13 protein-coding genes are annotated in these 12,154 nt (G+C 61.9%); 6 read left to right on the top strand and 7 right to left on the bottom strand.

The window, feature by feature from the left end:
- Positions 1-53: 53 nt before the first annotated feature.
- Both nadE and cho read left to right on the top strand, forming a co-directional pair.
- Positions 54-881, top strand: a complete 828-nt coding sequence (gene nadE / locus QLG03_RS03265; RefSeq protein WP_023289301.1) for an ammonia-dependent NAD(+) synthetase — start codon at positions 54-56, stop codon at positions 879-881.
- Positions 882-980: 99 nt separating this feature from the next.
- Positions 981-1,844, top strand: a complete 864-nt coding sequence (gene cho / locus QLG03_RS03260; protein WP_023289300.1) for an excinuclease Cho — start codon at positions 981-983, stop codon at positions 1,842-1,844.
- 87 nt (positions 1,845-1,931) lie between these two features.
- Here the strand turns inward: cho and spy are convergent, their stop codons facing one another.
- From spy to QLG03_RS03230, 6 genes are all read right to left on the bottom strand, one after another.
- Positions 1,932-2,417, bottom strand: a complete 486-nt coding sequence (gene spy, locus QLG03_RS03255) for an ATP-independent periplasmic protein-refolding chaperone Spy (protein ID WP_072096650.1) — start codon at positions 2,415-2,417, stop codon at positions 1,932-1,934.
- A 343-nt stretch (positions 2,418-2,760) separates the two neighbouring features.
- Entirely contained in the window at positions 2,761-3,726 is a 966-nt protein-coding gene (gene astE, locus QLG03_RS03250) for a succinylglutamate desuccinylase (protein WP_023289298.1), read from the bottom strand.
- 9 nt (positions 3,727-3,735) lie between these two features.
- Positions 3,736-5,061: an N-succinylarginine dihydrolase gene (gene astB / locus QLG03_RS03245; RefSeq protein ID WP_101991855.1), complete on the bottom strand. Its 1,326-nt coding sequence runs from the start codon at positions 5,059-5,061 to the stop codon at positions 3,736-3,738.
- Positions 5,058-6,536 (bottom strand): succinylglutamate-semialdehyde dehydrogenase, encoded by a 1,479-nt coding sequence (astD, locus tag QLG03_RS03240; RefSeq protein ID WP_087848730.1) that lies wholly within the window; start codon positions 6,534-6,536, stop codon positions 5,058-5,060. The genes astB and astD overlap by 4 nt, the downstream gene beginning before the upstream one ends.
- Positions 6,533-7,567, bottom strand: a complete 1,035-nt coding sequence (gene astA / locus QLG03_RS03235; RefSeq protein ID WP_023289295.1) for an arginine N-succinyltransferase — start codon at positions 7,565-7,567, stop codon at positions 6,533-6,535. The genes astD and astA overlap by 4 nt, the downstream gene beginning before the upstream one ends.
- A complete protein-coding gene (locus QLG03_RS03230) occupies positions 7,564-8,784 on the bottom strand; it encodes an aspartate aminotransferase family protein (RefSeq protein ID WP_023289294.1) in 1,221 nt (406 codons plus the stop codon). The genes astA and QLG03_RS03230 overlap by 4 nt, the downstream gene beginning before the upstream one ends.
- A 438-nt stretch (positions 8,785-9,222) precedes the next feature.
- Between QLG03_RS03230 and xthA the strand changes: the two genes are divergently transcribed.
- Positions 9,223-10,029 (top strand): exodeoxyribonuclease III, encoded by an 807-nt coding sequence (gene xthA / locus QLG03_RS03225; protein ID WP_023289293.1) that lies wholly within the window; start codon positions 9,223-9,225, stop codon positions 10,027-10,029.
- A 155-nt stretch (positions 10,030-10,184) separates the two neighbouring features.
- Here xthA and QLG03_RS03220 read toward each other — a convergent pair whose 3' ends face one another.
- Complete coding sequence (locus tag QLG03_RS03220) at positions 10,185-10,328, bottom strand: hypothetical protein (protein ID WP_023289292.1); 144 nt, start codon at positions 10,326-10,328, stop codon at positions 10,185-10,187.
- Between QLG03_RS03220 and QLG03_RS03215 the strand changes: the two genes are divergently transcribed.
- The 3 genes from QLG03_RS03215 to QLG03_RS03205 are packed head-to-tail and all read left to right on the top strand — an operon-like array spanning position 10,260 to position 12,152.
- Positions 10,260-10,898: a TVP38/TMEM64 family protein gene (locus QLG03_RS03215; protein ID WP_225319979.1), complete on the top strand. Its 639-nt coding sequence runs from the start codon at positions 10,260-10,262 to the stop codon at positions 10,896-10,898. The two genes, QLG03_RS03220 and QLG03_RS03215, sit on opposite strands and share 69 nt — an antisense overlap.
- Complete coding sequence (locus QLG03_RS03210) at positions 10,885-11,595, top strand: TVP38/TMEM64 family protein (RefSeq protein WP_048334785.1); 711 nt, start codon at positions 10,885-10,887, stop codon at positions 11,593-11,595. Before QLG03_RS03215 ends, QLG03_RS03210 begins: the two co-directional genes overlap by 14 nt.
- Positions 11,592-12,152: a carboxymuconolactone decarboxylase family protein gene (locus QLG03_RS03205; protein WP_023289289.1), complete on the top strand. Its 561-nt coding sequence runs from the start codon at positions 11,592-11,594 to the stop codon at positions 12,150-12,152. Before QLG03_RS03210 ends, QLG03_RS03205 begins: the two co-directional genes overlap by 4 nt.
- Positions 12,153-12,154: the final 2 nt, after the last annotated feature.

The following is a 12,154-nucleotide window of genomic DNA, read 5'->3' as shown; positions in this document are numbered from 1 at the left end:
GAGGTAGCTTTAAGCCAACAGGTTGCCAAACAGATTCACTTTCGGAGGGCGCGATGACGCTACAACAAGAGATTATTCAGGCGCTGGGCGCGAAGCCGCAGATTGATGCCGCAGGCGAGATCCGCCGCAGCGTCGATTTCCTGAAATCCTATCTGCAGACTTACCCTTTTATTAAATCGCTGGTGCTGGGTATCAGCGGCGGCCAGGACTCGACCCTGACGGGGAAACTGTGCCAGATGGCGATCAATGAACTGCGCGCCGAAACTGGCGACAGCAGCCTGCAGTTTATCGCCGTGCGTTTACCCTACGGCGTGCAGGCGGATGAGCAGGACTGCCAGGATGCCATCGCCTTTATTCAGCCTGACCGCGTGTTGACGGTGAATATCAAAGCCTCGGTACTGGCAAGCGAACAGGCCCTGCGCGAAGCGGGGATCGAACTGAGCGACTTCGTTCGCGGCAACGAAAAAGCCCGTGAGCGCATGAAAGCCCAGTACAGCATCGCCGGGATGACCAAAGGGGTGGTGGTCGGCACCGACCATGCGGCGGAAGCGATTACCGGCTTCTTCACTAAATATGGCGACGGCGGCACCGACATCAACCCGATCTTCCGCCTGAACAAACGTCAGGGCAAACAGCTGCTGGCCCATCTCGGCTGCCCGGAACATCTGTATAAGAAGCTGCCGACCGCCGATCTGGAAGACGATCGCCCCTCCCTGCCGGATGAAGTGGCGCTGGGGGTCACCTATGAGAATATCGACGACTATCTTGAAGGCAAAACGCTGGACCCCAGCATCGCCAAAACAATCGAAGGCTGGTATCTGAAAACCGAACACAAGCGTCGGCCGCCCATCACCGTCTTTGACGATTTCTGGAAAAAATAGTCCCTCCCCCGCCCCGGCCCGCGCCGGGGTTATTTTTTGCGCTTTTCGCCGCAAAAACCGCCTGCTATACTGGATAGATAGACAGTATCAGGAGTTATTGTGGCCAGAAAGCAATCTGCCCCGCGTCTGGAGTTTGAGGCGGCGGCGATCTATGAATATCCCGAACACCTTCGCCCGTGGCTGGAGGCGCTGCCGAAGCTGCCGGGCGTCTATCAATTTCACGGCGACAGCGACACGATGCCGCTCTATATCGGCAAGAGCGTTAACCTGCGCAGCCGGGTGCTCTCCCACCTGCGCACGCCTGAAGAGGCCGCGATGCTGCGTCAGTCCCGGCGTATTACCTGGCAGCGCACCGCTGGCGAGCTTGGGGCCCTGCTGCTGGAGGCGCGGTTAATTAAAGAACAGCAGCCGCTGTTTAACAAGCGGCTACGGCGTAACAAGCAACTCTGCGCCTGGCTGCTTGCGGACGACCGGCCGCAGATTGTCTATGCCCGCGAGGTTGATTTCTCTCATCAGCAGCATCTCTATGGTCTGTTCGCCAACCGGCGGGCGGCGCTGCAGATGCTGCAGAGCCTCGCTGACGAACAGCGCCTCTGTTATGGCCTGCTCGGTCTGGAGCCGCTCAGCCGCGGTCGCGCCTGCTTTCGATCCGCGCTGGGCCGCTGCGCCGGCGCCTGCTGTGGAAAGGAGAGCGTGGAGGCGCACCGCCAGCGTCTGCTGGCGCAGATGAGCAAGCTACAGCTGGTGTGCTGGCCTTGGGCAGGACCGGTGGCGCTGGAGGAGCGCGGCCCTGATATGACGCAGTATCATGTCATTCATAACTGGCTGTGGCTGGGGGCCGTCGACTCGCTCGACCAGGCCGCTGAGCTCACCCGCCTGCCCGCCGGATTCGACCAGGATGGTTACAAAATTCTCTGTAAACCTCTGCTCAGCGGCAACTACCCGCTGCACCCGCTTAGCTGAGAAGCCAGAAAGAAAAAACCGCCGGCCCTGCCCAACGCCTGATGGCATTATTGGGCAAGACCGGCGGTCTTGATTCAGTACGCTACATTATTCAGCGGGTGCAGGCATTTTACCTGCCGGCGCGTTGCGTTCTGTCAGATGCTTCTCAAAATTGGCATTGAACTGTTTTTTCTGCTCTGGGGTCAGAATGTTGTAGATCTTGTTCTGCGTTTCCAGGCGGGACAGCGCCATCGCTTTATGCTGCGCCTCCATCTTATCGATCTGCGCTTCCGCTTTCGCCTTGTCGAAGGTATCGCTGGCGATCAGCTCGTGCATCGCGCGGCGTTCGTCAAGGGACGGACGCTTCATGTTTTCGCGCTGGCTCTTCATGATGTCGCGGATCTGCTGCTTCTGCGCATCGGTCAGGTTGAGGCCTTTAAACATCATGTCATGCTGACCCGGGCCGCCTTTATGATGCATCATCATCGGCTTGCTGTCGCTCGGCGCGGTGGTGGTATCGGCGGCGTGAGCCAGGTTAGCCGCGCCCAGAGCCAGAGTAGAGGCAACAAACAGTGCAGTGAGTTTCTTCATCATTCAATCCTTACTTTACGTTATTCTTACGGCGCGTTGCCGTGTTGACGAGATTAACTTTACGACGTTAATCGTCAATTAGTCAGAGCAAGAGTAAAACAATGAAAGTGTAAAAAACAGTTTCTCACCAATTATGGAGAAAATAAGGAATTTGACCGAGGAATTGCAATAAAAAATAAATAACATACTGTTTTTCAGAGAAATTATGGAGAGTATAAAGGAGGGGAGATTAAAAACAAAGCATTTTACCAGGAATAATCTGCAAATTTACGCTGGCGCACGAAAAAATAAGAAGATGTAAAACGACGCGCGAAATTAAGCAGGCCGCCCGGCGGACGGCTTGCCCTCAGGGTAATTTTTCCAGCATCAGGCCAGCGCGCAGCCCCCTGGCCACCGCCGGATTGGGAAACAGAACATACTCCGGCTCTGCCCCCACCACATACCGCATCTCCCCCTCCTCCGCCAGCAGCGTGCCTGGGGCGAAGGGGGTGAAGTTCAGCGTCCGATCCGCCATATGCAGACGGAAATCATCGCTATGGCGGGTGATCTGCTGCACCACCCGGTAGCGCAACGGCGCCGGGGCGTCGGCAATGGCCAGATCCCCCACCAGCAGTCGGGAGATAGCCCCCTCGGCGGCGGCAAACTGCGTCAGATCGTTTTCCCCCAACGGCAGCGCTTTGCCCAGCTCAAGGGTGCAGGCCAGCGCCGCGAACCGCTCGCAGCTGAAGTGGGTGAAGGTCCCGCCTGGCTGGCGATGAAACACCAACGCCTCCAGCCCGGCGCCGCCCAGCCAGTGAAGAAAATCCTCCTCCCAGGGCGTATCGCGGGCCGGGAGCACCCCGAAGCGCGGATGCAGCGACCCGCGGATCGCGGTATGCAGATCGAGGTGCCAGCGCGGACCATCGTGGTCGCGATAGAAGCGGCCCACCGCCTGCTCCAGCCGCTGCGCCCGCTGCGTCTCCTCGCTGGCCGGGAATTGCCGCCAGCGCTCGCCAAACATCCGGTTCATATCGCTGTGCAGATAGCGTTTATTCGCCCGCAGCGCCGGCGGGTTACCGACGATCACCAGCAGCCGCCAGCGCAGGGGGAGTTCCTCCCGAACCAGCCGCTGCACCAGCCGGTCGACAATCTCCACCGGCGCCGTTTCGTTGCCATGGATGGCGCAGGAGAGCACCAGCCCGCGCTCGCAGCGCGCATGCGGCGTCAGCTCAAGGATCCCCTCCCCAAGCCAGTGCCAGCGGAAATGGGCCGTCTCGCCGTGAAAGTGATGGGGCAAACGTCCCGCCAGGGTTAATGCCAGAAAGTGTTCCACCGCGCCCCCTTATTGCTGAAATGGATAAACCGAACCGAGCTGCAGGATCTGGGTCAACCGATCCAGCGCGTCGCGCCCTTCCCGCAGCAGCTGGGGGTCGGCGAGGTCGGCCTGGGTGAGACGATCGCGATAGTAGCGATCCACCCAATCATTGAGGGTGGCAAACAGCGTATCGTTCATCAGGACGTGCGGATTGACCGTCTGATACTCCTCGGCCGTCAACACTACCCGCAGACGCAGGCACGCCGGACCGCCGCCGTTGGCCATACTCTCGCGCAGATCAAAAACCTGCAGCGCGGCGATGGGGTTATCCCCGGCCAGCAGCTCATTGAGATAGTTCCACACGCCCGGATGCGCCTGGGCTTCCTGGGGCAGGATCAGCGCCATGCTGCCGTCCGCCCGGCTCAACAGCTGGCTGTTGAACAGATAGGTGGCAACCGCCTCTTCCACCGTGACCCGGCTGGCGGGAACCACCAGCGGGGTGAAGCCCGGCACCTGCTGCGCCAGCTGCTGCAAAACCGCGTTCTGGTCGGCAAAGGCCTGCTCATGGCAGAACAGGACCTGACGATTGCTCACCGCGATGACATCGTTATGAAAAACCCCCATGTCTATCGCCGCCGGATGCTGGCGGGCGAAGATCAGCTGGCGGGGATTGACCTGATTAAGGCGCGCCACCGCCTGGCTGGCCTCAAGAGTTTGCCGCGCCGGATAGCGACGCGGCGCCTCTTCGCTTCCCCGGCGGCGGCCATAGACAAAGAGCTGAACGCCGGGGGCGCCATATTCCCCGCCGAGACGGTTATGGTTCGCCGCCCCTTCGTCGCCAAACCATGCCGAGGCAGGCAGCGCCGGATGGATGGCAAATCGCGTGCGGTCCGGGAAGATCGCCTGCAGCAACGCTCCGGTGGTGGGGGCTTCGCTGGCGCGGTGGAATTTATCCTGCAGATTCGCCACCGTCAGGTGTACCAGGCCATCCAGCGAATCGGCGGAGGGACAGACCGTCGCGGCGTTGGCCACCCACATCGCCGAGGCCGAACTCACCGCCGACAGCAGATCCGGATCTTGCTGAGCCGCGCGAGCCACCACCTGTTCATCGCTGCCGCTAAAGCCCAGCTGACGCAGGAGCGGCACGTTGGGCCGCTCCTGAGGGGGGATCACCGCCTGCGGATAGCCGGCGTCGGCGAGGGCTTTCATTTTTTTTAGCCCCTGCTTTGCCGCCAGCTGCGGGTTCGACACCCGAAAGCGGTGCCGGGTGGAGGCCTCATTGCCAAAGGAGAGCCCGGCGTAGTGATGGGTCAGTCCGGGCAGACCGTCAAAGTTGACTTCGCGGGCGGTCATGACGCCTCCCCGGCCCGAAAGTCGAGCCCCGGATTGAGACTGGCGGGCAGCGTCAGGGTCGGCGATTCGAGACTGGCCATCGGCCAGGCGCAATAATCGGCGGCATACCAGGCCCCGGGGCGATGATTGCCAGAGGCCCCGGTGCCGCCGAACGGCGCGGTACTCGCCGCCCCGGTCAGCGGTTTGTTCCAGTTGACTATCCCGGCCCGCGCCTCGAGCAGCAGCCGATCGAACTTCTCCCGTTCCGGGGAAATTAACCCGCAGGAGAGCCCGAAGCGGGTGGCATTGGCCAGGGCAATCGCCTCCTCGAAAGTGTCGTAGCGCCAGACGCCAAGCAGCGGGCCGAACACCTCTTCATCCTCGACCTGGGCCACGTCGCTCATGTCGACAATCCCCGGCGTCAGCAGCGACGTCCCGGCCTGCAATAAGCGCGGCTCCAGTAGGGTGGCTGCGCCAGCGGCGATCCGCTGCAGCCAGGCCTGATGCACTTTCTGCGCGGCCTGTTCAGAGATAAGCCCGCCGAGAAACGGCTGCGGCTCGGCGTCCCATGCCGCGGGGATCAGCCGTTGGCTCACCGTCACCAGCCTGGAGAGGAAAGCATCTCCCGCCTCTCCGCGCCGGACCAGCAGACGCCGGGCGCAGGTGCAGCGCTGGCCGGCGGTAATAAAGGCGGACTGGATGGTCAGATGCACCGCGGCATCGACGTCCCGCGGATCGTCGACGATCAGCGGGTTATTGCCGCCCATCTCCAGCGCGAGGATCTTCTGCGGCTGTCCGGCCAGCTGGCGATGCAGATGAAAACCGGTGGTCGAGCTGCCGGTAAACAGCAGCCCGTCGATATCCGCCTGGCCGCTGAGCGCCTCGCCGGTTTCCCGACCGCCCTGCAGCAGGTTGAGCACCCCAGCGGGCAGGCCGGCCTGCTCCCACAGCTTTACCACCGCTTCGCCACTGTGCGGGGTGAGTTCGCTGGGTTTAAACACCACGGTATTGCCCGCCAGCAGCGCTGGCACGATATGCCCGTTCGGCAGATGGCCGGGAAAGTTATAGGGGCCAAAGACCGCCAGCACGCCATGCGGCCGGTGACGCAGCGTCGCGGCGCCATCGGGCAGATCGCTGTGCTGTTCGCCGGTGCGGGTGTGGTACGCCTTCACCGAGATCGCCACCTTGTTGATCATCGCCGTCACTTCCCCGGCCGCCTCCCAGCGCGGCTTTCCGGTCTCGGCGCCGATAATCGCCGTCAGCTCCGCCTTGCTGGCCTCCAGCAACGCGGCAAACTTTTCGACGATGACCTGGCGGTCGGCAAACGGCAGCCGCGCCCAGGCCGGGAACGCCTGGCGGGCTGCCGCCACCGCCTCGGCGACCTGCCCGGCGTCCGCCGCCTCTCCCTGCCAGACAACCTTCAGGTTGACCGGATCCTGTTTGCTGAAGCGCGGCCCATCGCCGGGCCGCCACTCGCCGTTAATCCACAGACTCATGCGGTTTTCTCCTCAGGGATCAGGCGCACCATGCGCACCTGGTCGCCGGCATGACACTTCAGCATATCCAGCTCGCGGGCGCTGAGGGTCAGGGTGTCGCCATCCGGGTCGGCATGCACCAGCAGGGCGCGGAACTGGTGGTACTGTTCGTTCGCCACCAGGCACAGCGGCCCGTCGCCGGGCGGCGTTTCGCCGGCCTCGGTGGTCACCAGACGGCTTTTGCGGATCGCCCGCACCCGGTCAATATCGCACTCCAGGGTCGGGCCGCCGTCGAAAATATCGATGTAGTTCAGGTAGCGGAACCCCTCTTTCTCCAGCACCGTCCGGGCCGGGGCGGTCTGCGGGTGGACCTTGCCGATCACCGCCTGCGCCTCGGGGGTGAGGAAATCGATATACAGCGGGTGCTTGGGCATCAGGGCGGCAATGAAAGCCTTCTGTCCGGTGCCGCACAGGTAGTCGGCGCGGGAAAACTCCATGGCGAAAAAGCGTTTGCCCAGGCTCTCCCAGAATGGGGAATAGCCGTGCTCGTCAATCACCCCGCGCATCTCGGCAACCACCTTCTCATTAAAGCGCTCGCGAAAGGCGGCCATAAATAAGAAGCGCGATTTCGACAGCAGATAGCCATTGCCCTCTTTGCGCCACTGTGGGTCGAGGAACAGGGTACACAGCTCGCTGCTGCCGGTGTGGTCGTTACTGAGAAACAGCGTCGGCAGCGCCTGATAGACGTTAAGCTCCTTCGAGGCATGGACCTGGGTGCCGACCCGGTAGTTGTACCAGGGATCGTTGAGCCCCACCGCCACCTCTATCGCGCAGATGCCCACCACTGCGCCGCTCTCGCTCTCTTCCAGCACAAAGACATAGCCCTGCTCGCTTTTCGGCAGCTCGCCGCGCCAGGTTTGCTGTGAGCGGGCGATCCGCGCCGCGAGGGTGGCTTCATCCACCGGCAGCGAGGTCAGCCCGCCGCCAGTCTCCGCCGCCAGCTTCAGCAGCCCGGGCAGATCGCCCGGCTCCACCGGTCGAATAACCATCATGATGAAACTCCCGCCAGGAATCGCGCGCAGGCCCGCTCGACGCGATCCAGCCCGCTGTTCACCTCTTCTTCACTGACGTTCAGCGCCGGCGCGAAACGCACCACGTTGGCGCCGGCGATCAGGATCATCACACCCTCTTCCGCCGCCAGGTTGCTGAGGGTTTTCGCCTTCCCGGCCCAGGCGTCGTTCAGCACGCAGCCGATCAGCAGCCCCAGGCCGCGGATCTCCTTGAACAGACCATAGCGGGCGTTGATCGCCTGCAGGCGTTCGCAAAACCACTGATGGCGCTGTCTGACGCCGGAGAGCACTTCCGGGGTATTGACGATCGACAGCAGCTCGCCGGCCACCGCCCCCGCCAGCGGGTTACCGCCGTAGGTGGTGCCGTGGGTGCCGACGGTCATCACGCTGGCGCAGGCCTCTGTCGCCAGCAGCGCGCCGATGGGGAAGCCGCCGCCCAGCGCTTTGGCGGTGGTCAGCACATCGGGGGTCACGCCGTAGTGCATATAGGCATACAGTTCGCCGGTGCGCCCGACCCCGGTCTGCACTTCATCGAAAATCAGCAGGGCGTTGTGCTGGTCGCAAAGCTGGCGCAGGCCGCGTAAAAACTCGACGCTGGCCGGCACCACGCCGCCTTCGCCCTGCACCGGCTCGACGATCACCGCGCAGGTTTGGTCATTGATTAAGGCCTTTGCCGACGCGAGATCGTTAAACACCGCATGCTGGATCTGCGGCGGCAGCGGGGCAAAATCCCGGGAGTAGGCCGGCTGACCGCCTGCCGAAACGGTGAACAGCGTCCGCCCGTGGAAGGCGTTCTGGAAGGCGACAATGCCGCTTTTCTCGCTGCCAAAGCGATCGTGGGCATATTTACGCGCCAGCTTGAGCGCCGCCTCATTGGCCTCGGCCCCGGAGTTACAGAAGAAGACCCGGTCGGCGAAGGTGGCATCGATAAGCATTTTGGCCAGACGCAGGATTGGCTCATTGGTATAGCCATTGCCGGTATGCCAGAACTTGCCAGCCTGATCGGTGAGGGCCTGCACCAGACGTGGATGCGCATGCCCCAGCGCGTTCACGGCGATGCCTCCGGCAAAATCGATATACTCTTTGCCCTGCTGATCCCACAGCCGCGACCCGGCGCCCCGCACCGGAATAAACGCCGCTGGCGCGTAGACCGGCATCATCCATTCATCAAAGTGGTTACGCGTAATTGACTGAGACATATCGACCTCTTCCGGTAAATTAAAAGTAGCAATAATGTTAATAAATATGAGTTATTACGCTGTAAATGTAGATTGCACGGTTCGTGCCAGCCAGCGATAAAAATGCATAAACCGGATGAGATAACGCAATATCAATGAGTTACAACTTGGCGCTATTCACATAAAATGCATACTTAGTGAATAAGTATCCGATAAAGGGGGATGAACAGTGATTAAAGAAGATAAGTTATGCAAAGGTAAGATATAATTCTGTAATTGTGATCTTCTGCGAAATTTATCGTAGCTATTTGCCCTTTTTTGGCGCGGCGTGCCCGCAAAAGGGGCACCCACGGCACGCTCATGCGCAGCGATTGGCAGAATGACGCATCGGATGGCAGCCAGCCTGGCGAATTTCTGCTACCATCCCTGCACTATTCACCTTGCACAGTGGCAGCGACTATGAAATTCGTCTCTTTTAATATCAACGGCCTGCGCGCCCGCCCACACCAACTGGCCGCCATCGTCGAAAAGCACCAGCCGGACGTGATTGGCCTGCAGGAAACCAAAGTTCACGACGATATGTTCCCTCTCGAAGAGGTCGCCAGACTCGGCTATAACGTCTTTTATCACGGCCAGAAAGGCCATTATGGCGTCGCTCTGCTGACCAAAGAGACGCCGATTGCCGTCCGCCGCGGTTTCCCGGACGATGGCGAAGAGGCTCAGCGCCGCATCATCATGGCCGAGATCCCGTCGCCGTTCGGTAACGTTACGGTGATTAATGGTTATTTCCCGCAAGGTGAAAGCCGCGATCATGAGACCAAATTCCCGGCCAAAGCGGCGTTCTATCAGAATCTGCAGAACTACCTGGAGACCGAGCTCAATAAAGAGAATCCGGTGCTGATCATGGGCGATATGAACATCAGCCCTACCGATCTCGACATCGGTATCGGTGAAGAGAACCGCAAACGCTGGCTGCGCACCGGCAAATGTTCCTTCCTGCCGGAAGAGCGGGAATGGATGGACCGCCTGCTGGGCTGGGGCCTGGTGGATACCTGGCGTCAGGCTAACCCGGACAATCAGGAGCACTTCTCGTGGTTTGATTACCGCTCCAAAGGCTTCGACGATAACCGCGGGCTGCGCATCGACCTGCTGCTGGCCAGCCAGCCTCTGGCCCAGCGCTGCGTGGAGACCGGAATCGATTATGAGATCCGCGGGATGGAAAAACCGTCCGACCACGCGCCGGTGTGGGCCACCTTCCGGCCGTAAGCCACGTCCTGACCTGCCTCCCGCCGCGCGGGGGGCAGAATTTCCTGAGCAAAATCAACAAAGCGACGGTAAACCATTGTGGCCGTCGTCTGAACAGGATACTGTCGCGCGCACTTTTTAATGTCCACCGCGTCCAGGCTGTACAGGAGACCCCTTCATGAAAAAGAAGCCATCATCCGGCCATTGGTAAAGGGCTGGGACTCATCGCGCTGGCGGCCACGCTGGCCGTTATCAGCCACCGCGTCGGTCTCCACGATCTGCTGACTCACCTGCATCTGCTGCAGGAGACCCTGCGCCATCAGGGCGCCTGGGGCTATCTGGTCTATGCAGCGCTGTTTATCATTGCCACCCTGTGCCTGATCCCCGGCAGCCTGCTGGTGATCGCCGGCGGGATGCTCTTCGGCCCGCTGACCGGCTCTCTGCTCTCGTTTGCCGCCGCCACTGTCGCCTCTTCGCTGTCGTTTTTGATCGCCCGCTGGCTTGGGCGCGATCTGCTGCAGCGCTATGTGGGCCATACCGCCGTCTTCCAGGCCATTGAGCGCGGTATCGCCCGCAGCGGCAGCGATTTTCTGATCCTCACCCGCCTGGTGCCGCTCTTTCCCTACAACATTCAGAATTACGCCTACGGCCTGACGGCGATCCCCTTCTGGCCTTTTACCCTGATCTCCGCCGTGACCACCCTGCCGGGCCTGGTGATCTATTCGGTGATGGCCAGCGAACTGGCTCGCGAGGGGGCGACCTTCGCCTTCGCGCTCAAGCTGAGCCTCGCCGGCGGGCTGCTGTTTGCCCTGGTGCAGATGGGCAAACGGTTTGCCCGCGCCCGCCGTGTGGCAACGCCCGGCGAGGAGGTGCGCCATGACCCGACCTGATCGCCGTCACCTGCGCCGCGCCCGGCTGGCCCTCGCCGTGGTGGCCGTTGCCGCTCTGGCCGCCTGGCTGTGGTTCCCCGGCGGGCGAGCCTTTCTGCAGCACAGCCTGACGGCGCTAGCGTCGCTGGATCCCCAGCATGTTAAAGACTTTATCGCCGCCTGGGGGGCGCAGGCGGCGCTGGTCTCTTTTGCGCTGATGATCCTCCAGGCGATCGTCGCCCCGCTGCCGGCCTTCCTGATCACCCTGGCGAACGCCGCGCTGTTCGGCGCCTTCTGGGGCGGCGCGCTGTCGTGGTTCAGCGCCATGGTCGGCGCCGGGCTCTGTTTCTGCATCGCCAGAGCGCTGGGGCGCGAGGTGGTGGAGAAACTCACCGGCCGCACGGTGCTGCGCAGCGTCGACGGCTATTTTGCCCGCTTTGGCCCGCAGACGATCCTGGTCTGTCGCCTGCTGCCGTTTGTCCCTTTTGATCCGGTCAGCTATGCCGCCGGACTGACTTCGCTGCGCTTCTGGCCCTTTATGCTGGCCACCGGCGTGGGACAGCTGCCGGCGACCATCGTCTATTCCTGGGCCGGGAGCCTGCTGACCGGAGGCGCCTTCTGGCTGGCCACTGGCCTTTCGCTGCTTTTTGCCCTGGCGGTGGTCATCTCCATCGCCAAAAATATGTACCGTGAACGTCATAAGAGATCGTCGCCATGAGCTTACCCCCGCTGGATACTGTCCCCCTGATCCTTCGTCCGCAGGCCTGGCTGCACCGTCGTCATTACGGCCAGGTGCTGAGCCCCATTCGCTGGTGGGGACGGATCCCGTGGCTGTTTTACCTGGTCTCGCTGTTCGTGGGCTATATTGAACGCCGCCGCTCGCCGCTGGATCCGGTGCTGCGCTCGCTGGTCAGCGCCCGCATCGCCCAGCTGTGCCACTGCGAATTCTGCATCGATATCACCAGCATGACCCTCGCGGCGCGGAGCGGAGGTCGCGACAAACTGCTGGCGGTCGCCGACTGGCGCAACAGTACGCTGTTTAGCGAGCAAGAGCGTCTGGCGCTGACCTATGCCGAAGCCGCCAGTCAGACGCCGCCGGAGGTGGATGATGCCCTGCGCAGCGCGATGACGGCGCATTTTGACGCCCGGGCGCTCACCGAGCTGACCGCCCTGATTGGCCTGCAAAATTTATCAGCGAGGTTCAACGCCGCGATGGCGATCCCGGCCCAGGGGCTGTGCAAGATCCCCCCCTCTTCCCCGCACAATAAGGAGTAACG

This window comes from Klebsiella sp. V115_8, from assembly GCF_029967715.1.
Lineage (GTDB): Bacteria > Pseudomonadota > Gammaproteobacteria > Enterobacterales > Enterobacteriaceae > Klebsiella > Klebsiella quasipneumoniae.
Note: the sequence above shows the minus strand (reverse complement) of the source record. Positions and strands in the feature narration are given on the sequence as shown.

What these genes read in the sequence shown, in the direction of transcription:
- astB (WP_101991855.1), bottom strand. Translation starts at nt 5,061, where the DNA reads ATGACCGCCCGCGAAGTCAACTTTGACGGTCTGCCCGGACTGACCCAT.
- spy (WP_072096650.1), bottom strand. Translation starts at nt 2,417, where the DNA reads ATGATGAAGAAACTCACTGCACTGTTTGTTGCCTCTACTCTGGCTCTG.
- QLG03_RS03210 (WP_048334785.1), top strand. Translation starts at nt 10,885, where the DNA reads ATGACCCGACCTGATCGCCGTCACCTGCGCCGCGCCCGGCTGGCCCTC.
- xthA (WP_023289293.1), top strand. Translation starts at nt 9,223, where the DNA reads ATGAAATTCGTCTCTTTTAATATCAACGGCCTGCGCGCCCGCCCACAC.
- QLG03_RS03205 (WP_023289289.1), top strand. Translation starts at nt 11,592, where the DNA reads ATGAGCTTACCCCCGCTGGATACTGTCCCCCTGATCCTTCGTCCGCAG.
- astD (WP_087848730.1), bottom strand. Translation starts at nt 6,536, where the DNA reads ATGAGTCTGTGGATTAACGGCGAGTGGCGGCCCGGCGATGGGCCGCGC.
- QLG03_RS03230 (WP_023289294.1), bottom strand. Translation starts at nt 8,784, where the DNA reads ATGTCTCAGTCAATTACGCGTAACCACTTTGATGAATGGATGATGCCG.
- nadE (WP_023289301.1), top strand. Translation starts at nt 54, where the DNA reads ATGACGCTACAACAAGAGATTATTCAGGCGCTGGGCGCGAAGCCGCAG.
- astA (WP_023289295.1), bottom strand. Translation starts at nt 7,567, where the DNA reads ATGATGGTTATTCGACCGGTGGAGCCGGGCGATCTGCCCGGGCTGCTG.
- QLG03_RS03220 (WP_023289292.1), bottom strand. Translation starts at nt 10,328, where the DNA reads ATGGCGCAGGGTCTCCTGCAGCAGATGCAGGTGAGTCAGCAGATCGTG.